The organism is Bradyrhizobium sp. GCM10028915 (genome assembly GCF_042666195.1).
GTDB lineage: Bacteria > Pseudomonadota > Alphaproteobacteria > Rhizobiales > Xanthobacteraceae > Bradyrhizobium > Bradyrhizobium canariense_D.
On sequence record NZ_JBHTFN010000045.1, the window covers coordinates 170,906 to 193,937 of the forward strand.

A 23,032-nucleotide genomic window follows, 5' to 3' on the forward strand; every position below is an offset into this window, starting at 1 on the left:
TGCCGCGAATCAATCCCGCAGCAGCTCGTTGATGCTGGTTTTGGAGCGCGTGCGCTCGTCGACGCGCTTGACGATGACGGCGCAGGCGGTGCTCGGGCCGATCTGGCCGTTCTTCATGGGCTTGCCGGGCAGCGCGCCGGGAACGACGACCGAATATTCCGGCACCTCGCCGATGAAGATCTCGCCGGTCTCGCGATCGACGATCTTGGTCGACGCCCCCAGGAACACGCCCATCGACAGCACCGCGCCCTTGCGCACGATCACGCCCTCGGCGACCTCGGAGCGCGCGCCGATAAAGCAATCGTCCTCGATGATCACGGGCTCGGCCTGCAGCGGCTCGAGCACGCCGCCGATGCCGACGCCGCCGGAGATGTGCACGCGCTTGCCGATCTGCGCGCAGGAGCCGACGGTCGACCAGGTGTCGATCATGGTGGATTCATCGACGTAGGCGCCGAGATTGACGAAGGACGGCATCAGCACGACGTTGCGGGCGATGAAGGCGGAGCGGCGCACGATGGAGCCGGGGACGGCGCGGAAACCGGCATCGCGAAAGCGGTTCTCGCCCCAGCCGTCGAACTTCGAGGGCACCTTGTCCCACCAGGCCGCCTTGCCGGGGCCACCGGGAATGGCGCCCATGTCGTTGAGGCGGAACGAGAGCAGCACCGCCTTCTTCAGCCATTGATTGACCTTCCACTTGCCGTCGGCCCCGCGCTCGGCAACGCGGGCCTCACCCTTGTCCAGAATCTCCAGCGCGTGATCCACGGCCTCGCGGACCTCGCCCCTGGTCGAGGTCGAGACGCCGTCGCGCGCCTCGAAGGCGCCGTTGATGGTGGATTCGAGGACGGACAGGGACATTTGGCGATCCTTGAGCAGCATTTGCGGGGAATTTGGATCGCTTTTTCGGGACTTGGAGCGAGAGAGTCAAGAACGCAGTCGGCCATGTCCCGGCGCGTTCGGACGCGCCCGGGACATGGCCGGCGGCTATTTTGATGTGCCCGCGAGATCGGTGCCGTTCACGATACCCTCGCAGAGGCCGGCGAGCTCATTTCCGAGTTCGGTCAATGCCGGTGAACGGTAGCGCGCGAAGGCCATAGCCGGATCAAGCCATCGCAGTTCGGCTTGACCGTCTGGAAAGCCGATCACGGCGAACTTCAGGGGGGCCTCGAGCAGCGCCGCGCTATCGGCGGTCAGCAGCCGCGACATCAGGCGTGGGTGGAAAAACAGGACCTGACGCGCGGGGCCGATGGCGAAGCCGCCACGACTGAGCAGCATTTGCGGGTCGATCTCGTGCAGGATCCAGAGGTCTGCCGCAATGATTCCCTGCTTCAAGCGGGTGACCACCTCTTCGACGGTCAGCGAAGAGGAGACCGACCGTTGAAACGAGCTTGCGGCCGAACCGCATCCGGAGAAGGCCACAGGTTGCGGTGTTTGCGTCATCGGATCAGCCTTCGCCCGGCTTCGGTGCCCGGCTCGAATCGAACGCTTCGAGCGTCCGTGCCGAGTAGACCAACGACGCCCCCGCACCGATCGCAATCGCCACGCCGAGGGCCTCGGCGAGCTCCTCACGGCTCGCGCCGAAACGTGCGGCGGCGGCGGCGTGAACCGCAATACACCCGTCGCAGCGGGCGGTCACGGCCGCCGCCAGCGCGATCAACTCGCGCGTCTTTCCGTCCAGCTTTCCTGTCTGGGGGCCAGCCGCGCCAAGTTCGCGATAGCCCTTCAGCGTCGCCGGGCTTAGGGCACCAATGTCGCCGATCCGCGCCAGCAAGTCGCTCCGATAGGCGCTCCAATCCATCATCATTGTCTCTCTCCTCGAACGGCGGGTTGTTGCCGAGCTCGAGAGATAGACGTGCAGTCTCGCGGGAGCCATCAGCTATGGGCGTATGGCCGCTATACAGCTTGCCGAAGCGTCAGGCGAATTGACGGAATTCTCCCGCGATGAAGTCCACCACGGCGCGAACCCGCCGGACCTTGCCGGTGTCGCGATGAAATCCCAGCCACAGCTCGCGGCTCGGGACGGGCGCCGGCGTCTTGATCGAACGAAGCGCGGGATAGGCCGAGGCCAGCCGAGTCGGCAAGCAAACCAGCCCCGCGCCGGCGGCGGCCGCAGCGGCCTGACCATCGCGGCTATTGCTGCAGAATCCAACATGTGCCTGCGGCAAATAGCGACGCAGCCACTTCGTCTCCGCAACACTTTCGGCGAGCGCCGCGTTCATCGTAATGAGCGCAGCGTCGGCGCCACCGTCAGCGGCGTGCGTGGCACCGGTACCGTCACAACAGCACCCGTCACGGCATTGCAAACCGCAGCGTCTTGCCGCCGCTCGACATGTCCACCGCGCTAAAGCCCGTGGCCGCGAAACCGCGCGCGCCGCAGTCGGTCTGCTCGTTGGTCTCGAACTTGGTCTCGCGCGTGCAAAGCTGCTTGTCGCCGCCCCAGTTCAGCGGCTTGTCCTTCAGCTTGACGATTCGGTTATCGGCGTCGATGGCTTCCGCGAAGCTGAATATCTGCTTCGGCTGGCCGCTCACATCAGGGTGCAGGCAGGTCTTGGGGTCGATGCGATACCAGCCGCGGCTCGTCACCGATTTGCCGTCGTCGGTGGCGACCGCCGCCATCACCTTGTGCGCGGTGTCGTTGCACCAGGTGAGGCCTGTCGCAGACGGCGTCTGCACGGCATCGACCATGGTCTTGAAGAAGTTCGGCGACGACAGGATGTCGGACGACAATCCGCGGCTCTTCAGGAAAGCGGCCAGCGCGCCTTGCGTCTTCGGCCCGTCGACGCCGTCGATCGGCGCGGCGTCGTAACCTGCGATCACCAAAAGCCGCTGGATGCCGGCGAGGCGGGCCTGCTCGTCGTCATACTCGGAGTCCTCGGCGAGATAGGCGACGAAATTGCCGTCCGCGCCTTGGGTCGGGGTGATCTGGGTGAAGGCGGCTTGGGTCTGGCCGCTGCGGCACTGCCGCGCTGCCGCGATGACGAAATTGTCCTGCGCGACGCACAGCGTGTCGCTGCCGTTCTGCGGGATCGGGGATGCGCCGTAGACGCCGAGCGCGCGGGCGTTGAGCAGGATGCGGTCGGCGGAGAGCGTGCCCTGCACCACCACGCGGCAGGTGGCGGGGTCGATCCTGAACCAGCCGCGCGTCGCGGTCGCCGCCTTGTCGTCGATGCCGATCGCGGCCTCGACGACATAGGACATGCGGTTGCAGATTTTCAGGTCGGCGAAGGCCAGTGCGGAGGAGAACACGAACGAGATGGCTGCGGCAGGGAGCGTCATCAGGAAGCGCGTCAGGACGGAGCGGCGAGGCCGCCGCTCTCCCAGCACTGTTCCTGTCCGCTCTTCTCTCACTTGTGGATCAGCGTGCCCGTGCCGGTGTTGGTGAAGAGCTCGAGCAGCACCGCGTGCTGCATCTTGCCGTCGATGATGACGACGCCCTCCACGCCCTGTTCGAGCGCGTAGATGCAGGTCTCGACCTTCGGGATCATGCCGCCCGATATGGTGCCGTCCGCGATCAGCTTTCGCGCGTCCTTGACCGAGAGCTGCGGGATCAGCTTCTTGGACTTGTCGAGCACGCCCGGCACGTCGGTGAGCAGCAGCAGCCGCTTTGCCTTCAGCGCGCCGGCCACGGCACCTGCGAAAGTGTCGGCGTTGACGTTCAGCGTCTGCCCCTCTTTCGAGGTCGCGAGCGGCGCGAGCACGGGGATCAGCTCGTAGCCGATCAGCTGGTTGAGCAGCGTGAGATCGACTTTCTCGGGATCGCCGACGAAGCCGAGATCGACCGCCTTCTCGATGTGCGAGTCCGGATCCATGATGGTGCGCGTCGTCTTGGACGCCTTCACCATATTGGCGTCCTTGCCAGAGAGCCCCACGGCCTTGCCGCCGGCCTCGTTGATGTAGCCGACGATCTGCTTGTTGACGGAGCCGGCGAGCACCATCTCGACGATCTCGATGGTGGCGGCATCGGTGATGCGCAGGCCGGCTGCGAATTCCGAGACGATGCCGAGGCGCTTGAGCATGGTCGCGATCTGCGGGCCGCCGCCATGCACCACCACCGGATTGATTGCGGTCTGCTCGAGCAGCACGATGTCGCGGGCAAAATTCTTCGCGGTCTCCTCGTCCCCCATGGCATGGCCGCCATACTTGATGACGATGGTTTCCTCGTCATACTGCTGCATGTGCGGCAGCGCTTCGGACAGGATGCGGGCCTGGTCGAGCGGGGAGATTTCGGTCATGAGGCGGATCTCGCTGGCGGGATACTCGGGCCGCGTTCTATCCGATTGGCGGGCGGGGCGCAAAGTGATGTTCTTCCCCTCTCCCCTTGCGGGAGAGGGTGGATCGCCGCGATAGCGGCGAGACGGGTGAGGGGTTCTCTCCGCGCGCGCAATAGTGAGTTCGTGGAGAGAACCCCTCATCCGGCGCTTCGCGCCATCTTCTCCCGCAAGGGGAGAAGGAACAAAGAGCCACTATTTCTTTCCCACCACCGCCGCGAGCGTCACTGCCAGCCAGCTCAAGATCATCACCGATCCACCCGTCGGCGCCGCATATGGAAACAGCGAATGGCCGGCATATTGCCGCAAGGTGAGGTCGCCCGCGAACAGCGCGGCGCCGGCTGCGAAGCCGGACGCGGCGATGATGCCAATTCCGCCGTGCAGAAGGCCGCGCCCGAGCAGGGCGACGGTCGCGAGTATGGCGGTTGCATGAAACAGCAGCATGGCGCTTGCGGCGGCGAGCCGGCTCGCATCGCCGCCATGCGAGGAAGCGGCGGCCAGCGCGACGCCGGCGGCGCCCATCATACCGGCAAGCCCGATCAACAGGCGGAACGCCGCCATTACGAGGTGCGCTCTTCCAGCAGCTTGGCGATCGCGGCGCGCAGCTCGGCCATGCCGGTTGCGCTCCGCGACGAGGTCGCGAGCACGTTCGGGAACGCGGCCGGACGCTTGGCGAGCGCGGCCTCGGTCTCGACGATGCGCGATTGAAGCTCGGCGGCCTTGATCTGGTCGGCCTTGGTCAGAACCAGCTGGTAGCTGACCGCGGAGCGATCGAGTGTCTTCAGGACTTCGAGATCGACGTCCTTGAGGCCGTGCCGCGCGTCGACCAGCACGTAGACGCGCGCGAGGCTCGCGCGTCCGAGCAGGAATTTGTGGATCAGCTCGGTCCAGGACGCGACCTGGCTCTTCGGTGCCTTGGCATAACCATAGCCGGGCATGTCGACCAGGCGCAGGTCACTTTTCCCGGGGACCTCGAAGAAGATCAGCTCCTGGGTGCGGCCCGGCGTATGCGAGGTGCGCGCGAGCGCGTTGCGGCCGGTCAGCGCGTTGATCAGGCTGGACTTGCCGACATTGGAGCGGCCGGCAAAAGCGATCTCCAGCCCCGCCATCGGCGGCAGCGTTTCAGTCGAGGGCGAGGCCCAGATGAACTGCCAGTCGCGCGTGAACAGCTTTCGCCCGACCTCGATCAGCTTCGCATCTTTGTCGTCATTCATGCGAAGGCTTTCTGTTTGTCCGCGTCATTGCGAGCGAAGCGAAGCAATCCAAAAATGCATCCGCGAAGGGACTCTGGATTGCTTCGTCGCTTTGCCTCGCAATGACGACCGCTACGTCGCCTTCTTCGCGAACGTCGCCTTGAGATTGTCGAACAGCTCCACCTTCACGCCGTTGCGGCGCATGATGAAGCTCTGCTGAAGCACCGAGAGCGTGTTGTTCCAGGCCCAGTAGATCACGAGGCCCGCCGGGAAGCCCGCCAGCATGAAGGTGAAGATCAGCGGCATCCAGTTGAAGATCATCTGCTGCGTCGGATCCGGCGGCGTCGGATTCAGCTTCATCTGGAACCACATCGTGATGCCCATGATGATCGGCCAGATGCCGAGCGCGAGGTAGTGGCCGAACACGGGAATGGTGGTCGGATCGAACGGGATCAGCCCGAACAGAGTGAACAGGTTGGTCGGGTCCGGCGCGGAAAGATCCTTGATCCAGCCGAAGAACGGCGCGTGCCGCATCTCGATGGTGACGAACAGCACCTTGTACAGCGAGAAGAACACCGGGATCTGGATCACCACGGGAAGACAGCCGGCGACCGGATTGATCTTCTCCTTGCGGTAGATCTCCATCATCTCCTGCTGCTGCTTCACCTTGTCGTCAGGGTAGCGCTCCTTCAGCGCCTGAAGCTGCGGTTGGACCGACTTCATCTTCGCCATCGAGGCGTAGGACTTGTTCGCCAGCGGGAAGAACAGGAGCTTCACGATCACGGTCACGAGCAGGATCGAGATGCCGAAATTGCCGAAGAAGCGGTAGAAGAAGTCGAGGCCGAGGAACATCGGCTTGGTGATGAAGTAGAACCAGCCCCAGTCGATCAACAGATCGAAATGGTTGAGGCCGAGTTCCTTGTTGTAGCCGCCATGGCCGGCGAGCGGGAAGTTGATGCCGACAACGCTGGCTTCCTTGGCGCCGGCGAACAGCCGCGCGTTCGCGGTCGCGGAGCCGCCGATCGCGACGGTGACCGGATCGAGCAGATAATCGGTCTGGTAGGTGTGGACGTTGCCACTCGGATTCGACGAGAAGCGCGCCTGAATCTGCGCACTGGTGTCCGGCAGCAGCGCCGAGGCCCAGTATTTGTCGGTCATGCCGAGCCAGCCATTGGTGGCCTTGAAGTTCACCGTCCTGGCTTCGTCGATTTTCTTGTAGGCGTATTCCTGCAAGCCATCGAGATAGCCGATCAGGCCTTCATGCAAGATGTAGTAGCCGGAGACCTGCGGCGTGCCGTGGCGCGAGATCAGTGCGAACGGATAGAGCGTGACCGGCGCGTTGCCGACATTGCTCACCTCGTCCTTGACGGTGAAGAGGTAGTGGTCGTCGACCGAGATGGTGCGACGGAAGTTGAGGCCCTCGCCATTGTCCCATTTCAGCAGCACCGGGGTCGTCGGCGTCAGGCTGCCGCTGCCGTCCTGCTGCCAGACGGTCTGCGCGTCCGGCAGTTTCGCCGTCACGCCCGTCGCCGGTACCCAGCCGAACTCGGCGTAATACGGCTCCGCGGTCCCCGAGGGCGAATACAGAATAATCGGCGGTGACTTCGGATCGACCGTTTCGCGGAATTGCACCAGCGCGACATCGTCGATGCGTCCGCCCTTCAGCGAGATGCTGCCGGCGATCCGCGGCGTCTCGATCTTCACGCGCGGGCTGGCAGCAATGGCGGTGTCACGGCTTTGAACCGGCTGGGCTTGCTGGTTCGCGCTCGGCGTCGACGGCTGGGCCGTGCTGCCGGCCTGCGGCGTGGCGCCCGGCGTAGCGGAAGCCGTCGGCTGCGGCGTGGTCTTCTGCAGCTCGGCCTGCGCCTGTTGCTGGGCGCGCTGCTTCTCCATCGCCGGCATGTTGTAGAAATATTGCCAGGCGATCAGCACGAAGCCCGACAGAATGACGGCGAGGATGGTATTGCGGTTGTCGGTCATCATTCTCTCGTCATCAATCCGGTTTGCGGCTGGTCGCAGGAGCGGGGCCGGGCTTTAAGCCGTCGGTTGTTGGGCTGCTTTTTGAGCCGCGTCCCTTGTGCGTATGCCGCGCGGGCTTCGCGAACGCTATGCGCAGATCGTCGAGCATGGTGGCGAAGCCGCGCGAGAGCGCGTCCCTTCGGCCGACCAGCACATAATCATGATGGGGCTGCATCGACACCGGATCGAGCCGCTTCACCAGTTCGCGAAGCCGGCGCCGGATGCGATTGCGCTCGGGGGCGTTGCCGTTCTTTTTGGTGACGGTGAAGCCGATCCGGATCGGGCCGCTATCGTCGCGACCGCGGCTTTGCAGGACGAACGCGGGGCTATTCACCCGCGCGCCATTGGCAACGGCGAGGAAATCCGCTCGCTGCCTCAGCCGATCCATGATGAAATCCCAAAAAGGGGGTCCGGCTCAGGCGCTCAGACGCTTGCGGCCGCGAGCGCGGCGGGCGGCGAGCACCTTTCGGCCGCCGGCCGTGGCGAGACGGGCACGGAAGCCGTGACGGCGCTTGCGCACCAGTTTGCTGGGTTGATAAGTCCGCTTCACGGGTTTTTCTCCGCTGACCGGGCAATTTGCCTGTAGAATTGATGATAAAGTCCGGAAGATGCTGCCCAAAACGGGCCTTTTTCGGCCCCAAGAGAGCCGCTCCCGGCGGTCACACCGGGTCATCGCGGACAATTGCGCGGCTTATAAGCGAGCGCCTTCTTTTCGTCAACGCCGCACAAGAGCTCAATTCCGGCGAATATCGCTGTTTGTGCGGGGTTTTTAACCCTTGAGGTAGCGACTCGCCAAATCTGCGCTTACATCCGACCTTGGCAGATTGACGATCTGTAATTTGACCGCGCTGGGGGCGGGCCGCATCTTCGTACGCGCCAAACCCTTCACCAGCCAAATCTTCAACCCGGTAAAGGCAGCGAGGGCGAATTTCGTGGCAGCGACAGACCTCCAGCCGATCCAGGATGGGGATCAGCGGGACCCGCCGGCGGCGCTGCCGCGTGGGACGCGCGGACTTGGGCTGTCCGGCAAGCTGCTGCTGCTCACCGTCCCCCTGGTGATGATCGCGGCCATCCTGCTCTACGTGCCGGCCATCGCCAACTTCTGGGTCAACCGGCTCAACGACCGCGTCGCCGCGGCCAACACGGCGGCGCTGGTGCTCGATGCGGCGCCGCTCGGCATGGTCCCCGATTCGCTCTCGCGCGAGATCCTGAAAAGCATCAATGCGCGCGCCGTCGCCATCAAGATGGGCCAGCAGCGCCGTCTGCTCGCCAGCGACAATCTGCCCGCCGCGATCGAGCACGACATCGACCTGCGCGACATGACGGCGTGGGAGGCGATCACCGGCTCGTTCCGGATGATGCTGGAGACCGGCAACCAGGCCATCCGGATCGTCGGGCCCGGCGTCGGCAACGCCCAGTTCATGGAGATCGTCACCGACGAGCTGCCGCTGCGGCAGTCGATGTACCGCTTCTCCCGCAACGTCGTGGTGGTCGCGCTGATCATCGCTGTGTTGACCGCGGGCCTCGTCTATCTCGCCATGCATTATCTCTTCGTGCGCCCGATGCGGCGGCTGACCGCGAGCCTGGTCGGCTTCCACGAAAATCCCGAGAGTTCGGCGGGGATCATCGTGCCGAGCCAGCGCAGCGACGAGATCGGCGTTGCCGAGCGTGAATTGTCGGACATGCAGCGCGACCTGATGTCGATGCTGCATCAGAAGAGCCGGCTCGCCGCCCTCGGCCTCGCCGTCTCCAAGATCAATCACGACCTGCGCAATCTGCTGGCCTCGGCACAACTCCTGTCGGACCAGCTCGCCAGCGTGCCGGATCCGCGGGTGCAGCGCTTTGCGCCAAAACTCGTCCGCTCGCTCGAGCGCGCCATCGCCTTCTGTCAGTCGACCTTGTCTTACGGCCGCGCCCAGGAAGCCGCGCCCGACCGGCGCATGATCATGATCGAGCCGGTGGTGCTTGAGGTGCGCGAGACCGCTGGCCTTGCCTCCGACGCCTCGATCTCCTGGGTCGCCGCAATCGAGCGCGGGCTCGCGGTCGATGCCGATCCCGACCAGCTCTTCCGCGTGCTGCTCAACCTCGTCCGCAACGCCGCCCAAGCGCTGGAAAGCCATGCGTCCGCCGAGGGCGGCGCGCAGCAGATCCGGATCACGGGAAAACGCGAGGGCGCGGTCGCCATCCTCGAGGTCTCCGATACCGGCCCTGGCGTGCCGCAGAAGACTCGCGAACACCTGTTCGAGGCGTTCCAGACCTCCGGCCGCCCCGGCGGCAGCGGCCTCGGCCTTGCCATCGCCGCCGAGCTGGTCCGCGCCCATGGCGGCGACATCCATCTGGTCGAAGGCACCATCGGTGCCACCTTCCGGATCGTCATCCCCGACCGCCCCGTGGAACTGCTCTCCGTCCGCAACGAGCGGGCGCGGGCGTAGGTCGGCCGGCGGCTGAGTGCGGAAACCGTCATTTCCCAGCAAAATCACCTCAATCCGGACCTTGCCAATTGGGGCAAGAGCGGTTAGTCAGGGCGCTCTTTCGCACCCCTCCGGCGTCGCCGGGGGCTGCCTGCGGGCCACGCCCGCAATGTCAGCGAAAAACGCGCCCGTAGCTCAGCTGGATAGAGCATCAGACTACGAATCTGAGGGTCGGACGTTCGAATCGTTCCGGGCGCGCCATTTCCCTCTGTTTTCATTGATTTTTCCCGGTGCGCCCCAAAGGCGTTACCGAGTGTTACCCAGTGCCGTTACCGTAATCGGCCGTCGCTCCTTTAAGCGCCGCGCCGATCTCGATCAGGGCGGTCCTTCCGACCGCCCGCACCTGAAAAAGACGATGGTCGGAATATTGACCGAGTACGTGGTGAAATTCGCCCGCTCCAGACAGGTCGTCTTCATCTGCAGGTGCATTTGCGGAATGTCGTCCTCGCGCGACCAGGCGCATCGCGGGTCCGAAAATTTTCAATTTGGAGTGCCCCTTCTCCTCGAGCCACCTTACCACCGCAAAGCGCGGCAGTTCTTCCACCTTTTCTCCGATCGGCTCGTATAGCTGCAGTGCAGTCTGAGCGAGCCAACGCGAGCCGAACGATCTTCCGAGGCCGCGCTCCCGCTGTTCCGGCTGCACGTACATCGGAAGCTCCGCGATCCTCGCGGACAGAAACTGCTCCAGACCAATCGAAGACTTTTTGGTGCCCGCTGGTCGTAAGTGAGCGAAACGTTTCAGGACCTCCATCGAATCTTTGGCGAAGGTGCTTCCGGCACAAGCCAAGACCAATCGAGCCGCTTCGAGGGAAGTCATTTCGGCGGCAGCACGTCCGTATCCCGCGAACAGGATTTGGCCGCCTGCTCGGATCGTCTTCAGGTGCAGTTGGGCGCTCGCTCGGGAGATGCCGAGAGCGTCCCCGACGACATCCGCCAGTTCCCTTGAGCTGACCACGGAGCCCCCCGAATCGGTCGTTAACCAACAGCTTATAACTTCTGTGGACCTATTGTGCCAGTGAATTTTCAGTGCCATATTTGGTCCACTGGAGAGGATGATGGCGAAAGGCTTGGAATATCGTGCGATCGGACGGCGAGGGGTGATCATCCCGACGCCGCTCTATGCCGACGATCAGCTCATGGCGCATGTCGTGCTGGGTGAGTACGCAGACCACTGGCGGGAAGTCCGCCGCGTGCTCGAACGGGACGGTATGCCGTCGGCGCGCCCTTCCATTCGGCACCTCTATTATGTGCCCGCCGTACTGAAATTCATCGATAACCGCGAGGGCACCGGCAGTCTGGAAGCCGACTATCCAGAAGATGGTCCGGATAGGTTCGGCCCATGACCAAACGCAATCGAGCCGCCAAGGTGCGGATCGCCGGCGAGGTCATGGAACTCCACGCGCCGGGCCTCAAGCAAGTCCGGCGAAGGGGCAAAATCCAGCTCTACTGGGCGAAGGATGAAACCCCTGAGTGTGCCGACTATCGTCCCGCGACCGTTCGCATCCATGTTGATCTCTCGGATCCGGCGTCGAAAGAAACGATCGAGCAAGTTTGCCAGCGCGAACACGATTGTCTCATGCGCTGGCTCGAGAAGGGCAACGACGATAAGGAGCGCCTGAGGCCGAAGTTCAACGGCACCATGGGGAGCCTCTGCCTCATGTACGAATCCGATCCCGAGAGCGGGTTTGCTGACGTCCAGCAAAATACCCAAAGCTCGTACCGCGACTGGCTGAAGATCGTCCGCGGGACGATCGGCCCGCGTCGTATCGATGCGCTCACCGCAAAGTATTTCAGGACCTGCTACCGCCACTGGAAAGAGCCGATCTCGCCAGGCGAAGAACATCGCGTGAGGCGAGCCTATGGCTGCATCCAGATGGTCAAGATCCTGCTCGGCTACGGCATGCAGGCCAACCTCTTCTACACCCATTGCGAGCGCCTTCTCAGTGGCCTTTCGAAGATGAGGTTCGCGAAGAATCCTCCCCGGGATTCGGTTCTGACCTACGAGCATGCGAGCGCGATCGTGACCTGGGCACTGGAAGCCGGTGACATTTCCTCGGCGCTGGTCCAGGCGCTGCAATTCGAATGCTTCCTGCGTCAGATCGATATTGTCGGCAAATGGCGGACGGTCAAAGGCAGCTACGTCGCAAACCCGGGTGAAGTGCACCACGGCGCGAAGGTCTGGTCGGGGATGACCATGAGCATGATCCTCACCGACAACAAGATCCTTCGCGTGCGCACGTCGAAGACCGGTCAATACGTAGTGCACGACCTCGACAAATGCGAACTCGTGGCGCGCTGCCTCAAAATGCTTGGACCCGTGGATCCCGAGATGCCGGTCGCCCGACGGAAGGACGGCTCTCCTTGGCCCACGCACATGGATTTCGGCAAGCTCTGGCGCGAGTACGCTGATGCGGCCGGCGTCCCGAAGTCGGTCTGGAATATGGATTCTAAGGCGGGAGGGATCACCGAAGCCGCCGGCGCCGGCGCGTCGCACGACGACCTGGCAGGTTCGGGCGCGCACGCAACCAAGACGACGACGCGCAAAATCTACATGCGCGGTGCCCCCGAGATTTCCGCTCGGGTCCAAAAAGCGAGGCAGTCGTCACGCCATGGCAAGCTGGCGTAGTCGACGGCAGGGGCGGGAGTGAGCAAGTGCAATCAGGACACCAATCGTTGCTGCCAAGCTACGTGTTTTGAAGGAAACGCGATGTTGAAAGTCGTCTACACCATGTTCATCGAGAAGGCCGCCGGTCCGGCCGCCGACGATGTCGTGGCGCGCGGCGTGAAGCTGCCGCGCGCGCCCGTCCTGGAGCTGGAAGACGGCGCCAGGAGCAGGGCCTCCATCGTCCACGGCGATATCGCCCCTCTCCAGAATTTTGGAGGGCATCTCGGCGCGGGCCCGGCGATGCAGGTAGTCGAACAGGTCCCGCTGAAGCATCCACACGAGTTCTGGAGCGGACGCGTCGTGACCGACGGGGATTACGCGAGCCGTCATCACGGAAGGAGCGCGACGTGACCCAGACGACGACATTGACGATCTTCCTGCCGGGCTTCGGCGGCTTCCAGGGCACCAGCTGGGAAAATCTGTTCCCGTTCGCCCGGATGCAGCGCGCCGAACGCTTTGCGCGGTACGAAGGACCCGACGAACTGACCGCCGCCGATCTCGGCGTGATCCTGTGCGAGACGAGCGACGCTTCGCGCTTCTTCGCCTCACTAGCCAAGGGCTTCTGCCGCCGGTTCGACGCGGAGACGTCGCGATGGCTGGGCTTTGAGCTCGGATTGACGTTCAGCGCGTTGGAGATCCTGGCTGCCGGCGGCACTACGGACTTCATCCTTGCGACGATGCCGGTGGACAGCGGCCGCAAGCTGTTCGCCCGCAGCGCGGAGGAAGGACATCGGCGGCTCCTCGATTTGATCCGCGACCGCTCCTCACCCCGCGAGGGCGTCGTTCCCAATCCCGACGAGGCGGTCGAGCAGTGGCTCGCCGCACCGATCGAACGTTGGGGCCGGGCCGCGCTCTGCGATCTGCTCCCCGGCTTCGTCGATCCCGAGATCGACGAGCGGCTGTACGCCGAAATGACGGCCGGCCGCGACGTCAGCGAGGCGTTCGAGCACTCCGTCGACTGGACCCGGTTCGCGGATCTCGCCGCCGCGCGCCGGAGGCCGCCGATGCCGGTCGTGGCCGGGATGCCGGCGCAACCCCGACCGTAAGGCGACAAGGAGAAGCAAGATGCCGCAAGAGACGCTGCTCGTTCCCTACCTGCTCGACTTCTCGGGCCTTTCGTCGCCCGCCTGGGCGCCGCCGACGTCTGGCCGGGGCGAGCGCGCCACCGAAGCGCGCGCGTTGGCCCGCCCTGACCACGCGTACGGAGCGAGCTCATGAACGAGACACCGACGACCGATCGCGTTCCGCCGGCCGACCAGCCGTGGCGTTCGGTCTACATTCGAGCGCCACGAAGCCTGGACGGCAAGAGGTTCGCGATGATCGTGAAGCGCAACGGGGGCGAAGAGATCATCGCGCCCCACGCAACGATAGCCCAGGCCCTCATCATTGCGCTGGAGTATCGCAAGGAACACGGCGCGGCGATGTTCTATCGCGACCGGGGCGACCTCCGCGAATACGTCATCGGTCGCTGCCGCTGGGACACCGACGTGTTCGAGCCCGTCCTGCGGGGCGCGGTTCCGCGCACCGCCGACGTCGCGACCGATCATGTCCGCGCGCTCGAACTTTTCGAGGACATCATGGAGCACGATACGCGCGTGTTCTTCGACGGACGCCTGGTCCGGAATCGCCCGGTGCGAACCGCAACAAAGTAATCGGAGCCGCAACGTGATCCGGAGCACCATCACACAGCTCGAAACATATCTGCCGAGGTTCGGCGGCTCGTTCCAGACCTCCTGGGAGGAGGCGATCAGCGTGCAGAAGGAGCTCTGCGCTCAGAGCCATAGGGAAGAAGGAGGGCCGCTGAAGACCGCGCATTTCAGGCAGATCGCGACGCTCACGTGCGATGAGAAGGCCTTCAGCGTCGCCGTCGCACGAAGTTTCTGCCGACATTTCGAGAGGCATCTATACGTGACCCGAGGGCTGGCGATCGGGCTGAAATTCACGCGCCTCGAGCGACCGGCCGATTACCCGGCCGAGAACGACCGCATCGTCGCCTCCTTGCCCGCGGAAGAGGTCCGCACGCTGTTCGAAGCGAGCGCGCTACGGAAGCACGTTGGTCTCGAGAGGGCCATCGGCAATCGGATTCTGACGCTGGGCCACCGCGCAACGGACTACGGCGGCGAACTGCGCGAATGGCTGCAGGATCCGGTCGAGGGCTGGGACAAGAACCGTCTCTGCGTCCTTCTGGACGCGTTCGTCGCCCCTCATATCGACCTGCTGCTGTTCGCTGAAATGACCAAGGACGGCGAGCTCCACGAGGCTTTTTCGAGCGCGGTCGACTGGGCCGCGTTCGAGGCGGAAGCCGCTCAGCACAGGGAGGCCCAAGCATATCTGAACACTCCGCTCGGGGACAGCGAGGAAGCATGAAGAACATTCTCAATTCGCGGTCGATCCGCAAGGCGAACGGCGCACGGGGCGTAACGAAGCGACGCCAGATGTTCCTGCCAGGTTTCGGCGGATTCCACAAAACCAAGTGGGAGCGGTTGCTCGACAAGTCGCAGCAGCTCTACGCCCGCATGGACGGCGCCGACCGGGACGGAGGGGATGGTCTGGAGATGCTCTCGCAGTTCAACGACGTTTCCAAACACCGCGCCTCGATCGCGAGGGCTTGGTGCGTGTGCTTCGAACGGAAGATAACGGAGAGCCTCGGTTTTGCGCCGAGGCTCAAGTTCGAGAGGATCGAGCCCGGCGATTACATCTTCACGACCGACCGGATCGTGGCCACGGTGCCGATCGGCACGGCCCAGAGGCTGTTCGAGCTGAGTGAACAGGAGGACCACCGTGGTTTGTCCAATTTGCTCCGGAATTGGTTCGCGCCGATGCCGCATCACAGCAAGCTCATCCGCGCCTGGGCCGGGAGCCAGCGGCTCGATAGGTGGGACAGGAACGAGCTCTGTCTCCTGCTCGACGCCTTCACCGATCCCGACATCGACGACGAGATCTATGCCGAGATCGGCGGCGGCGGCGCCATGACCTTGTTCGAGTACGCCGTCGACCGGAAGAAGAAAGTTGCCAAGCTCGCCCGCCGCCGCACCCCGTGTGCGCCGCGCCGGCGTCCGGCGAACCACGAAAGGATCAAAGCATGATCGAGCTCAAAGTCTACGTGCCGGGTTTCTCCGGGTTTGCCGCTCCGGAATGGTCGTCGCTCCTCTTGCAGCCTCGCATCCGCGCAGCGCGCCAATACGCCGAGATCCGGCCCGAAGGACCTTGGCTGGACGAGAACGACTACATGCAGCTGTTCGAGGAGCTCGGCGACCACAGCGCGCAGCGCTCGGAGATCGCCCGGGTGTACGTCGATATGTTCGCCATCAAGCTCGCGCAAAAGCTGGGCATCCCGCATGGCCTGTGCTTCGTGCAGTACGAGTGCGAGGCCGACCGGATCGTTGCGAGCATGCCGCTCGGTTCGGTCCGTTGGATCCTCGAATACCGCGCGACCACGCGGGGCGGCACCCCTGAAGGCCTTTCGCCGAAGGAGCAAGAAGCGCTGATCTCCCATTTTCCGGGCGAGGTCCCGACCGAAGCCGCCGCGGCAGCCTTGCGGCGGCTCGATCCTTCGGTGCTCGGCAAGCTGCTGGGGGAATTCCTGGACATCGCCGCGGCGGCGCCCAGGCTGATCGCCCGGCGCCGGGCTGGCCTTGCTTTCGCCGATTCCATCGACTGGACGAAGCTGCGACGAGCTGTGTGGGCGCTGCGTGCCGCGAAGAGGGTCGCGGCGGAGGGTGCGGCCGGCCTCACGTCGGCACCCCCGCTTTCGCCGCGCTGAGCGAACCCGCCAATCTCCGCGATCATCCTCTCAGGTGAAAATATGAACGTGACCCACACCGCATACATTCCCGCAGACGATCTGGATGAGGACGATCTGGTCATCGCGCGCCGGCTGTCGCCCGTCGAGGCGATGAAGATCGCGTTGGGGTACCAGGATCGCTGGAGCACCCATCTGATCGAAGACAATTTCGGCTCTTTCGTGCTCTACACTTGGGCCATGCATCCGCACACGAAGGACGCGGGCCGCGCCTGGACCCTGCCGCTTCAGGCGACCTTCGCCCGAGGCGGCCAGCCGGAGCTGGAAAGGCTGGCGGCGCTGGACATGATTGCGGCGCAATTCCTCCGTCGTCAGACGCCGTACTGGACCCGCAGGGTCGTGGCCGACACGGAGTACGACAGTCGGCTCGAACGCGTCGCCCAGAAGCGCGCGGTCCGGCGGATCGACAGGGAGATCGCAACCAAGGTCGTGGATGCGCTGATCACGGATGGCTACTCCATCACCTGCGACCTGCAGGACCTCGAGCCCGAGTTCGTCCGCTCCACGGATCGAGACGGCATCCTCGAATACATGTGGCAGATGGAATGGGTCGAGATGAACGTCCACAAGGAAAACTTGCGCGGCTGGCTGCGCCTCATCTTCGGCGAGAACGGCTTCGACCTCGTCCAGGACTACACCGTCGATCTCGAGCACATCGTCGAACCGATCTGCGAGCCCTACTGGCGGACGGCGAACGAGGCGGACCTCGGATTTCGCGCGCTGACGCTTGAGACGCCCGAGGATGCGCTCAAGATCGAAGGGATGATGAAATGGTGAACGAGATGGATCGGCCACTCGAGGAGCTGTTCTTCGCCGAGATGGTGGAGGGCTACATGGACGGCTTCAAGGCGGATAGCCCGGAGCCCTCGACGAACAGGTCACAATCCTACAGGCACGGTTTCGCCAACGGGAGGGACGATCTCGCGCGTTCGCCGCGGCTGCCGGCTCCGGTGCTGCGCCTCCTGGCGGATCAAGCGATCAGGGAAGACGTGGCGCAAGCGCAGGGCTTTGCGATCGGTCCGGCGGAGCGTCGCCTTTGCGCGCCGCACTGGCGATCCTCGCGTTAGAACCGTCCGGTCGAATTTAGCTTAGCGCTGAGCAGTACAATGGCCCTGGTCCTTCCGAGAATGTGCGTCCTCGGTCGCGAGCATGGCCACGGCGCCAGGGGAACAGATTGCGACACTCTGAGCCGACGCCGGGAACGATCCAACAACCTCCTGTGGAATCGTCGGCATCCGATCAATGGGTATCGAGCTGATCCAGCGGGAGTTGGAGTTCGGCCGCTCTCTCCGCGCGATCTTTCTTACGGAACTCGTTTTCTTTTCGCTCGAACCTGATCATCTCCTGTTGAGCTGTTTCGAGCAGGCGATCGCGTCGTGTGAAATCGTGCTGCAAATTTCCTGTCATGATCGCGTCCTAGTTGGCGGTCCCCTCCTACATAAATCGGGAGACGGGGCCAAGGTCCGGCATCTAAAAATTACGGGCTTATGACGGCACACCGCGCCGCTGTTGGAAGGAGCGCCGCCGAGCTCGAAATGAGTGTCCCGGCGGCGCTATGTTTCCAACTGAGCACGGAAATCTCAGTTGAAGTTCAATATGCAATGGGCATGCCACAAATTCGTGACACGGGCCATTTTCTGAGTCTTGCGCGCCAGATCTATCGCGTAGTTCGCGGCAAGCGGAGGCTGCTAGGCAGTCTGAAGTAAGGCTTCGTGGCGCCCGACGGTGTCAATCGGCGCCGAACTCGGCCCGTTGAACCAACGGCGGCAACTCCTTGTCGCAGCCGACCGAATCTGCGCTGAGGTGGGGTCCCGATCGCCGCCGATCGTGACCCCACCCCAACTTGGCTTTTAATTTCGTTCAGACGGATACCGCCGGACTTCAAGCGACGTGACCCCACCGCCGATTCACAACCAGGGGCGGGCAAATACCCGGCCATCCAATCCGCACTGGGCTCCAACCGGCCGCTGGCGAATCTGTTGGCTCTCGGAAGCATCGCCTACCCCGAAAGGTGTGCGACGGTGAAGGACGAGATCGCGGGAAAGGGGACGCTGCTTACCTCCAGGCGTGGAGCCGGCGAAACGGAGATTTCGTCTAGATGTCGATCCGGTCCGACCTTTTGACGACCGCCACTAACGAGTGAAAGCGTTGGGGGGATTTTCCACCGTTCCGGTCCACGGCCCGAAGTCCATCGCCCGTCGGGAATCGGAACAGCCGTACGTCCAGTTCGTGAATTGGGTCACGGTCGGGGAGCCTGCGCGAAACGGAAGGTCGCCCTATCCGTGGTCTGCCGCGTTCATATCCTTCTGGTTCAAGACGGCCGCTGCAGGAGCGGGTTTTCCCTACAGGGGGGTCGCATTGGGGATATTGCCAATCGATCGTGGCACTGCCGAAAACACATCCGAATCTGGCGCTGATCGACGCGGCCTCGGGTGCGATGAAAGTGGGCGACCTGTTTGGGCGGCAGGGGCGGCACCGGTTGTCCGGCGCCGCCGAACTCGTGCGACGGCGCCGTGAAAGCTTTGCGCGCCGGCGATTGGTTCTGCTCGCACGCCGACCTCGTGGTTGAGTTGCGGGACGGAGAAGTGGACGTGATCGATGGCAACGTCTCCCACTCCGTAACCAAATCCAGCTACAAGATCGCGAACGGCAGGATCCGAGATCCTCGTCACGCGTGGCTTGCAGTGGTGCGAAACGGGCTTTGACCGGAAGGGCGGCCTAGACTCCCGGACAAGGTGTCTTCGCGTCCGCCGGCGCGGCGGAAGCTTGGCACTCGCTCAAACTGTGGAAGAGCCATACGGCCGGGAAAGCCCGGGCCGCGGCAACTTGACGATTTCTCTATCAGAGTCCAATCATGACCAGATGGCGTCATCCAGCTTCGAAGAAAGATTTCCTCTCAGAGACTCGAAGGCGATTCAGGCGCTTGCTGCCAATCTGAAGCGCCTGCGACGGGAGCGTGGATTGACCCAGCAACAATTGTCCGCCCAAACGGGCATCGATCAAGCCGCCATCAGCCTCATCGAGAACGGACGTTCCAACCCTACTGTGCTCATGCTCGAGTCGCTTGCTGGCACCTTCGGAGTGCGTCTGGTCGATCTGTTGGAAAATCATCCGGAGCGCCCTCGTAGGTAGCCGCGCTTCGACTATGTTGAGCCCGTAGCGTGCAGGGAGTGGGCGCTGACCAGCAGTTGTATCTAGCTGTTGCCGGTGCACGCAGTTCGGGCTGCGCGTTGCGCTGAATGGTTCATCGAAGCGACTGCCGGAGTCCAGTCGTGTGGCGCGCCGGTGCCCCTGACGTTCAGATAGCGACAGTCGATCAAGTACGATCAGCCTTTGGAGGATTGACCGAGCATCAACCTCGCCATCGCAAAGCACTGGCAAGATCGCATCGAGCACGCCGTCGATCGGCGCAGGACCGAACGATGGCGCCGCCCTAAGGGGGGCCGCCGGACAAGAACGCTCTGGTTGGACGCTGGCACTTCCCTGATCTATAGAGCCAAGTACGCAGACCTCAGAACCGCAACCTCATCGGTCGATAGTCCATCTGCAGAAAAGACCGGGTCCCATCGCCGATGTCCCAAAAAAAGCAGCGGGGATATGCCCCGAACGATCCTGGATGGTCGAATTGTGTCTTCTGCGGCAAACCGGTGGGCAAGGCCGCGCGTTCACGCGAACACGTCTTGCCGATGTGGATGCTGCGCGCGACCGGCGATCCGCACCGGGTCATCAAGATCGAAAGCGATCCGCTGACGGGCACCGACGTCCTCCGGGCGGCATCCACCTTCCACTTCCCGGCTTGTAAGCATTGCAACGAGCGCTACGGCAAGACACTGGAAAAGCGAGCGAAGCGCGCGGTCGAGGCTTTGATGGCCGGCAAGTCGCTGGCGGTGTCGCAGTGCTATTGGCTGCTCGACTGGCTCGACAAGGTGAGGGTCGGGCTTTGGCTCGGCTACAACATGCTGCACAAAGAAGAGTTCGCGCCGAAGTTCAGGATCGACCAACGGATCGGAATAAAGGACCGGGTGGCGGTCGTGAGCGTCGATCCCGACGACGGGACGAAAGGCTTCGGCCTTGGCGGAATGGACAATCAGATCTTCCGGACCAGCCAGGCCGGGATGTATCTCAAGGCCAACAATCTCCGCATCCTGTCGCTATCCTTGGACGGCTTCGTCTCGCGTTATGCCGGCATGCCGTTCCCGAAGGAGATGCTGGCGTTCGGCGACGAACCGGACAAGCTCATGGCGATCATGGAGAAGACCGACTACCGTGTGCGACAGGACTGGAGGCAGTTCGATGTCCCGGGGACCACCCTTATTGCGCAATCGAGCTTCTGGCTGGAAAACTGCGCCGACGAGGAAACTCTCGGGATGTACATCAACGCGACTACGATCCCGCGCTACAGACGGATACCCAGGGTCCGGAAACGCGAGGATCTCAATCAGTTCGTCCGGACGCACCTGATCTCGAACGCCACCGGCGAATTCCGGTACCACACCAATCCGCGTCAGCGGATCCGGTTCGGCCGCGCCAAGGACAACACGGACTGGCACTTCATGCGGTCTCTGTATGTCCTGTTCATGCAAGAGGTAATGCCGCTCTTCCCGAAGCGGGTGATCGATCCGGACGGTACGCGGCGCGGTACCATCCAGCTTTCGATGCTCTGGCTCGAGAAAGCGGTGCAGATGATGCTGCGCGTTCAGCAACTCGGCTGCCTCGATGACGGCGGCTTCGCGCTCATTGTGGACGAACTCCAGCGGGTCTGCACGGCCTGGGAGGAGTTTTGCGCCAACCGGTCAAGCGATTGGGGGCAGGACGCTTCGGCGAATCCGCTCACGGTCTAGACGCGCGCTTGCGCTGCGGGGTCGCCACGCTCTGCTCGGCGAGCACCGTGGTGACGAACCGCTTGCCGCAGTTCGCGGCCGCCAGGCGAACCAGCACAAATTGCAGGACGAGGAAGCCGAGATAGCCGGCCAGCACGGTCGCTGGCCGCACGGCGAAGCCCGCGAGGGCGCCGAGCGCGACAAGGAAGACCAGCGACAGCGCGGTGTAGTCCCTCAGTAACAGGAATTCTCTATGAACGCTCTCCACAGGCGGCGCCTTCTCGACCTGCTTGTACAGCCGGTACCAGGCCTTGTTCTGTTCATCCGGATCCCGCGGCAGCTTGTTGCCGAGCTGGCGCTTCACCTCGGACATGTCGATGCGGGGATCGCGCGGGCCGTACTCGGTGAAGGCCCGATGACCGGGCAGCGCGTTGTGCATGCGCAGGAAGACTAGGCGATACTTCGCGTCGGGACCAACGAGGGCGTTCGCCACGGAGGTGAGGAGCACCGCAAGGCCCACAGGCAGAAGGTGGAGGGCGCCGTCGAACAGGCCGTGCAGCCCCGTCGTCGCGACGTCGGTCCATTGAGAGGCGGCGTAGGCTGCGGCCGCATTGCCGGCGATCGCGAGCCAGAGCTGCCACTTGTTCTGGTCCTTGAGGGACTTCGGCGAAGGCGGCTTCGTCACGTGTACGCCTCCACGCGGGTGTAGAACGGAAGCGCCTCCACGTCGCCGTAACCGTCCCTAACGGGGAACCCGCCCATGTGCAGCATGTTCCATCCTTGGGTCGCGATGATGATGCCGCCGCGCCGCTTGAAGGCGTTGAGCACGATGCGGCGCGGATGGCTTTCGTCGTCCTTCGGCGCCGAGACGTAGGCAAAGAAGCTGCCGGCGGAATTCTCAGCAAGTACGGGCCCGAGCAGCCGCGTCAGGATCGACGGGCCGACGTTGCGCCGGCTGCCGTGATGGGGAATCTGCACGAACGTGAAGTTTTGCAGCGGCAGGCCCGTCGCGTCAGCGTAGTTCGCTGACCAGGTGAGCGCGTTTACGCCGGCATCGCCGGTCAGGAGATAGCGCCGGCCTCCGTCGAAGGTGCCGTATAGCACCACGCTGGATTCGTTGCTCGCGCTTGTGATGCCGCCGTCCTTCAAGCGCTCGGACGTCCAAGACTCCGTGATCCAGGAATCCACCTTGGCCCGCGTGGCCTCGATGATCTTCTGCATGATCGAGGCCTTGCCGATCCACATGGAGGCCGCTTTGATGGCGGCTTCGTTCGGGGCCGGCGTCTTCTCGAATTGCGGCAGGAGATGCAGGTACGCACGCCGGCTGGGCGAGAGGATCCGGAACGGTCCGATATAGTCTCCCTGGAATGGGTACCGAAGTTGCGCGCCCGTCGCCGCGGCCAGGTCCACGATCTCACCGATGATGTCGTATTCCTTCCGGATCGCGCGCTCGAGACCATCTTGGGTCCAGCGGCTGTCGTCGAAGAGAGGAACTACGTCCCGAGCCAGAAACCACGGCACGTGAAGCCACATGTTGCGCACCGGGACCTGCTCGAGCACAGTGCGGAGCCCCGATGCATGATCGGCGTCGGAGTGCGTCAGCAGCACGTGCTCGAGAGCGACGCGGGGCCCGAACTCTTTCCGGAGATGCGTCACCAGGCGTTCGCCGGTCTCCCCATGCCCGCCGTCCACGAGGATGAGCTTGTAGTCGTGCGGCTCTCCGTACCGGATGACGATGGCGTCGCCGGCCTTGCTGTTGGCGCCGACAGCGATGAATTCGACTTCGCACTTCATGGA

29 protein-coding genes and 1 tRNA gene are annotated in these 23,032 nt (G+C 63.7%); 15 read left to right on the forward strand and 15 right to left on the reverse strand.

Annotation, left to right across the window (positions count from 1 at the left end):
• Positions 1 to 9 precede the first annotated feature (9 nt).
• From dapD to rpmH, 11 genes are all read right to left on the reverse strand, one after another.
• On the reverse strand, positions 10 to 855 hold the full coding sequence (gene dapD, locus ACFQX9_RS27290) for a 2,3,4,5-tetrahydropyridine-2,6-dicarboxylate N-succinyltransferase (RefSeq protein ID WP_085351667.1): 846 nt from the start codon (positions 853 to 855) through the stop codon (positions 10 to 12).
• A gap of 126 nt (positions 856 to 981) precedes the next feature.
• A complete protein-coding gene (locus ACFQX9_RS27295; RefSeq protein WP_085351585.1) occupies positions 982 to 1,437 on the reverse strand; it encodes a DUF302 domain-containing protein in 456 nt (151 codons plus the stop codon).
• A gap of 4 nt (positions 1,438 to 1,441) precedes the next feature.
• Positions 1,442 to 1,801, reverse strand: coding sequence for a carboxymuconolactone decarboxylase family protein (locus ACFQX9_RS27300; protein WP_094183287.1), 360 nt, complete (start codon positions 1,799 to 1,801; stop codon positions 1,442 to 1,444).
• Positions 1,802 to 1,910: 109 nt separating this feature from the next.
• Positions 1,911 to 2,216 (reverse strand): LysR substrate-binding domain-containing protein, encoded by a 306-nt coding sequence (locus ACFQX9_RS27305; RefSeq protein WP_317245506.1) that lies wholly within the window; start codon positions 2,214 to 2,216, stop codon positions 1,911 to 1,913.
• A gap of 70 nt (positions 2,217 to 2,286) precedes the next feature.
• Positions 2,287 to 3,273: a DUF1036 domain-containing protein gene (locus tag ACFQX9_RS27310; RefSeq protein ID WP_368506914.1), complete on the reverse strand. Its 987-nt coding sequence runs from the start codon at positions 3,271 to 3,273 to the stop codon at positions 2,287 to 2,289.
• Between the two features lie 68 nt (positions 3,274 to 3,341).
• Entirely contained in the window at positions 3,342 to 4,229 is an 888-nt protein-coding gene (gene argB / locus ACFQX9_RS27315; RefSeq protein ID WP_007597683.1) for an acetylglutamate kinase, read from the reverse strand.
• 231 nt (positions 4,230 to 4,460) lie between these two features.
• On the reverse strand, positions 4,461 to 4,826 hold the full coding sequence (locus ACFQX9_RS27320) for a DUF423 domain-containing protein (RefSeq protein ID WP_368506915.1): 366 nt from the start codon (positions 4,824 to 4,826) through the stop codon (positions 4,461 to 4,463).
• Positions 4,826 to 5,479 carry a ribosome biogenesis GTP-binding protein YihA/YsxC gene (gene yihA / locus ACFQX9_RS27325; protein WP_085351580.1) on the reverse strand — a complete coding sequence of 218 codons (654 nt, stop codon included), beginning with the start codon at positions 5,477 to 5,479 and terminating at the stop codon, positions 4,826 to 4,828. The genes ACFQX9_RS27320 and yihA overlap by 1 nt, the downstream gene beginning before the upstream one ends.
• A 111-nt stretch (positions 5,480 to 5,590) precedes the next feature.
• Positions 5,591 to 7,438, reverse strand: a complete 1,848-nt coding sequence (gene yidC / locus ACFQX9_RS27330; protein WP_026232445.1) for a membrane protein insertase YidC — start codon at positions 7,436 to 7,438, stop codon at positions 5,591 to 5,593.
• A 13-nt stretch (positions 7,439 to 7,451) separates the two neighbouring features.
• Positions 7,452 to 7,865 carry a ribonuclease P protein component gene (gene rnpA, locus ACFQX9_RS27335; protein WP_018453036.1) on the reverse strand — a complete coding sequence of 138 codons (414 nt, stop codon included), beginning with the start codon at positions 7,863 to 7,865 and terminating at the stop codon, positions 7,452 to 7,454.
• 27 nt (positions 7,866 to 7,892) lie between these two features.
• Positions 7,893 to 8,027, reverse strand: coding sequence for a 50S ribosomal protein L34 (rpmH, locus tag ACFQX9_RS27340; protein WP_008542748.1), 135 nt, complete (start codon positions 8,025 to 8,027; stop codon positions 7,893 to 7,895).
• A gap of 382 nt (positions 8,028 to 8,409) precedes the next feature.
• Between rpmH and ACFQX9_RS27345 the strand changes: the two genes are divergently transcribed.
• Both ACFQX9_RS27345 and ACFQX9_RS27350 read left to right on the forward strand, forming a co-directional pair.
• Entirely contained in the window at positions 8,410 to 9,909 is a 1,500-nt protein-coding gene (locus ACFQX9_RS27345; RefSeq protein WP_026232446.1) for an ATP-binding protein, read from the forward strand.
• A gap of 163 nt (positions 9,910 to 10,072) precedes the next feature.
• Positions 10,073 to 10,149, forward strand: a tRNA-Arg gene (locus ACFQX9_RS27350).
• A 55-nt stretch (positions 10,150 to 10,204) separates the two neighbouring features.
• Here ACFQX9_RS27350 and ACFQX9_RS27355 read toward each other — a convergent pair.
• Entirely contained in the window at positions 10,205 to 10,903 is a 699-nt protein-coding gene (locus ACFQX9_RS27355; RefSeq protein ID WP_377791106.1) for a hypothetical protein, read from the reverse strand.
• 100 nt (positions 10,904 to 11,003) lie between these two features.
• On the opposite strand from ACFQX9_RS27355, the gene ACFQX9_RS27360 reads away from it, so the two are divergent.
• The 11 genes from ACFQX9_RS27360 to ACFQX9_RS27410 all read left to right on the forward strand — a co-directional run bounded on the left by ACFQX9_RS27360 (position 11,004) and on the right by ACFQX9_RS27410 (position 17,482).
• Positions 11,004 to 11,291, forward strand: a complete 288-nt coding sequence (locus ACFQX9_RS27360) for a hypothetical protein (protein WP_204512747.1) — start codon at positions 11,004 to 11,006, stop codon at positions 11,289 to 11,291.
• Positions 11,288 to 12,574 (forward strand): hypothetical protein, encoded by a 1,287-nt coding sequence (locus ACFQX9_RS27365; protein ID WP_204512746.1) that lies wholly within the window; start codon positions 11,288 to 11,290, stop codon positions 12,572 to 12,574. Before ACFQX9_RS27360 ends, ACFQX9_RS27365 begins: the two co-directional genes overlap by 4 nt.
• An 81-nt stretch (positions 12,575 to 12,655) precedes the next feature.
• Positions 12,656 to 12,964, forward strand: coding sequence for a hypothetical protein (locus tag ACFQX9_RS27370; protein WP_204512745.1), 309 nt, complete (start codon positions 12,656 to 12,658; stop codon positions 12,962 to 12,964).
• 14 nt (positions 12,965 to 12,978) lie between these two features.
• Positions 12,979 to 13,659 (forward strand): hypothetical protein, encoded by a 681-nt coding sequence (locus ACFQX9_RS27375; protein ID WP_377791107.1) that lies wholly within the window; start codon positions 12,979 to 12,981, stop codon positions 13,657 to 13,659.
• 19 nt (positions 13,660 to 13,678) lie between these two features.
• Positions 13,679 to 13,831: a hypothetical protein gene (locus ACFQX9_RS27380; RefSeq protein ID WP_204512743.1), complete on the forward strand. Its 153-nt coding sequence runs from the start codon at positions 13,679 to 13,681 to the stop codon at positions 13,829 to 13,831.
• 98 nt (positions 13,832 to 13,929) lie between these two features.
• Positions 13,930 to 14,265: a hypothetical protein gene (locus tag ACFQX9_RS27385; protein WP_204512742.1), complete on the forward strand. Its 336-nt coding sequence runs from the start codon at positions 13,930 to 13,932 to the stop codon at positions 14,263 to 14,265.
• Positions 14,266 to 14,365: 100 nt separating this feature from the next.
• Positions 14,366 to 14,980, forward strand: coding sequence for a hypothetical protein (locus tag ACFQX9_RS27390; RefSeq protein ID WP_204512741.1), 615 nt, complete (start codon positions 14,366 to 14,368; stop codon positions 14,978 to 14,980).
• Entirely contained in the window at positions 14,977 to 15,699 is a 723-nt protein-coding gene (locus tag ACFQX9_RS27395) for a hypothetical protein (RefSeq protein WP_204512740.1), read from the forward strand. The genes ACFQX9_RS27390 and ACFQX9_RS27395 overlap by 4 nt, the downstream gene beginning before the upstream one ends.
• A complete protein-coding gene (locus ACFQX9_RS27400; protein ID WP_377791108.1) occupies positions 15,696 to 16,376 on the forward strand; it encodes a hypothetical protein in 681 nt (226 codons plus the stop codon). Before ACFQX9_RS27395 ends, ACFQX9_RS27400 begins: the two co-directional genes overlap by 4 nt.
• A gap of 42 nt (positions 16,377 to 16,418) precedes the next feature.
• Complete coding sequence (locus tag ACFQX9_RS27405; protein ID WP_377791110.1) at positions 16,419 to 17,192, forward strand: hypothetical protein; 774 nt, start codon at positions 16,419 to 16,421, stop codon at positions 17,190 to 17,192.
• Positions 17,186 to 17,482, forward strand: coding sequence for a hypothetical protein (locus tag ACFQX9_RS27410; protein ID WP_204512737.1), 297 nt, complete (start codon positions 17,186 to 17,188; stop codon positions 17,480 to 17,482). Before ACFQX9_RS27405 ends, ACFQX9_RS27410 begins: the two co-directional genes overlap by 7 nt.
• 172 nt (positions 17,483 to 17,654) lie before the next feature.
• Here ACFQX9_RS27410 and ACFQX9_RS27415 read toward each other — a convergent pair whose 3' ends face one another.
• On the reverse strand, positions 17,655 to 17,822 hold the full coding sequence (locus ACFQX9_RS27415; RefSeq protein WP_204512736.1) for a hypothetical protein: 168 nt from the start codon (positions 17,820 to 17,822) through the stop codon (positions 17,655 to 17,657).
• Positions 17,823 to 19,181: 1,359 nt separating this feature from the next.
• Here ACFQX9_RS27415 and ACFQX9_RS27420 point away from each other — a divergent pair.
• Both ACFQX9_RS27420 and ACFQX9_RS27425 read left to right on the forward strand, forming a co-directional pair.
• Entirely contained in the window at positions 19,182 to 19,547 is a 366-nt protein-coding gene (locus ACFQX9_RS27420; protein WP_246776100.1) for a helix-turn-helix domain-containing protein, read from the forward strand.
• 548 nt (positions 19,548 to 20,095) lie between these two features.
• Positions 20,096 to 21,256, forward strand: a complete 1,161-nt coding sequence (locus ACFQX9_RS27425; protein WP_204512735.1) for a hypothetical protein — start codon at positions 20,096 to 20,098, stop codon at positions 21,254 to 21,256.
• On the opposite strand, the gene ACFQX9_RS27430 is transcribed toward ACFQX9_RS27425, so the two are convergent.
• Positions 21,246 to 21,920 (reverse strand): hypothetical protein, encoded by a 675-nt coding sequence (locus ACFQX9_RS27430; protein ID WP_204512734.1) that lies wholly within the window; start codon positions 21,918 to 21,920, stop codon positions 21,246 to 21,248. The genes ACFQX9_RS27425 and ACFQX9_RS27430 overlap by 11 nt on opposite strands.
• The gene (locus ACFQX9_RS27435; protein WP_377791111.1) at positions 21,917 to 23,029 is read right to left on the reverse strand and encodes a ComEC/Rec2 family competence protein; all 1,113 of its coding nucleotides are present in this window, start codon (positions 23,027 to 23,029) and stop codon (positions 21,917 to 21,919) included. Before ACFQX9_RS27435 ends, ACFQX9_RS27430 begins: the two co-directional genes overlap by 4 nt.
• Positions 23,030 to 23,032: the final 3 nt, after the last annotated feature.

What these genes read in the sequence shown, in the direction of transcription:
- dapD (WP_085351667.1), bottom strand. Translation starts at nt 855, where the DNA reads ATGTCCCTGTCCGTCCTCGAATCCACCATCAACGGCGCCTTCGAGGCG.
- ACFQX9_RS27295 (WP_085351585.1), bottom strand. Translation starts at nt 1,437, where the DNA reads ATGACGCAAACACCGCAACCTGTGGCCTTCTCCGGATGCGGTTCGGCC.
- ACFQX9_RS27300 (WP_094183287.1), bottom strand. Translation starts at nt 1,801, where the DNA reads ATGATGATGGATTGGAGCGCCTATCGGAGCGACTTGCTGGCGCGGATC.
- ACFQX9_RS27305 (WP_317245506.1), bottom strand. Translation starts at nt 2,216, where the DNA reads ATGAACGCGGCGCTCGCCGAAAGTGTTGCGGAGACGAAGTGGCTGCGT.
- ACFQX9_RS27310 (WP_368506914.1), bottom strand. Translation starts at nt 3,273, where the DNA reads ATGACGCTCCCTGCCGCAGCCATCTCGTTCGTGTTCTCCTCCGCACTG.
- argB (WP_007597683.1), bottom strand. Translation starts at nt 4,229, where the DNA reads ATGACCGAAATCTCCCCGCTCGACCAGGCCCGCATCCTGTCCGAAGCG.
- ACFQX9_RS27320 (WP_368506915.1), bottom strand. Translation starts at nt 4,826, where the DNA reads ATGGCGGCGTTCCGCCTGTTGATCGGGCTTGCCGGTATGATGGGCGCC.
- yihA (WP_085351580.1), bottom strand. Translation starts at nt 5,479, where the DNA reads ATGAATGACGACAAAGATGCGAAGCTGATCGAGGTCGGGCGAAAGCTG.
- yidC (WP_026232445.1), bottom strand. Translation starts at nt 7,438, where the DNA reads ATGACCGACAACCGCAATACCATCCTCGCCGTCATTCTGTCGGGCTTC.
- rnpA (WP_018453036.1), bottom strand. Translation starts at nt 7,865, where the DNA reads ATGGATCGGCTGAGGCAGCGAGCGGATTTCCTCGCCGTTGCCAATGGC.
- ACFQX9_RS27360 (WP_204512747.1), top strand. Translation starts at nt 11,004, where the DNA reads ATGGCGAAAGGCTTGGAATATCGTGCGATCGGACGGCGAGGGGTGATC.
- ACFQX9_RS27365 (WP_204512746.1), top strand. Translation starts at nt 11,288, where the DNA reads ATGACCAAACGCAATCGAGCCGCCAAGGTGCGGATCGCCGGCGAGGTC.
- ACFQX9_RS27370 (WP_204512745.1), top strand. Translation starts at nt 12,656, where the DNA reads ATGTTGAAAGTCGTCTACACCATGTTCATCGAGAAGGCCGCCGGTCCG.
- ACFQX9_RS27380 (WP_204512743.1), top strand. Translation starts at nt 13,679, where the DNA reads ATGCCGCAAGAGACGCTGCTCGTTCCCTACCTGCTCGACTTCTCGGGC.
- ACFQX9_RS27385 (WP_204512742.1), top strand. Translation starts at nt 13,930, where the DNA reads ATGATCGTGAAGCGCAACGGGGGCGAAGAGATCATCGCGCCCCACGCA.
- ACFQX9_RS27395 (WP_204512740.1), top strand. Translation starts at nt 14,977, where the DNA reads ATGAAGAACATTCTCAATTCGCGGTCGATCCGCAAGGCGAACGGCGCA.
- ACFQX9_RS27400 (WP_377791108.1), top strand. Translation starts at nt 15,696, where the DNA reads ATGATCGAGCTCAAAGTCTACGTGCCGGGTTTCTCCGGGTTTGCCGCT.
- ACFQX9_RS27405 (WP_377791110.1), top strand. Translation starts at nt 16,419, where the DNA reads ATGAACGTGACCCACACCGCATACATTCCCGCAGACGATCTGGATGAG.
- ACFQX9_RS27410 (WP_204512737.1), top strand. Translation starts at nt 17,186, where the DNA reads ATGGTGAACGAGATGGATCGGCCACTCGAGGAGCTGTTCTTCGCCGAG.
- ACFQX9_RS27415 (WP_204512736.1), bottom strand. Translation starts at nt 17,822, where the DNA reads ATGACAGGAAATTTGCAGCACGATTTCACACGACGCGATCGCCTGCTC.
- ACFQX9_RS27435 (WP_377791111.1), bottom strand. Translation starts at nt 23,029, where the DNA reads ATGAAGTGCGAAGTCGAATTCATCGCTGTCGGCGCCAACAGCAAGGCC.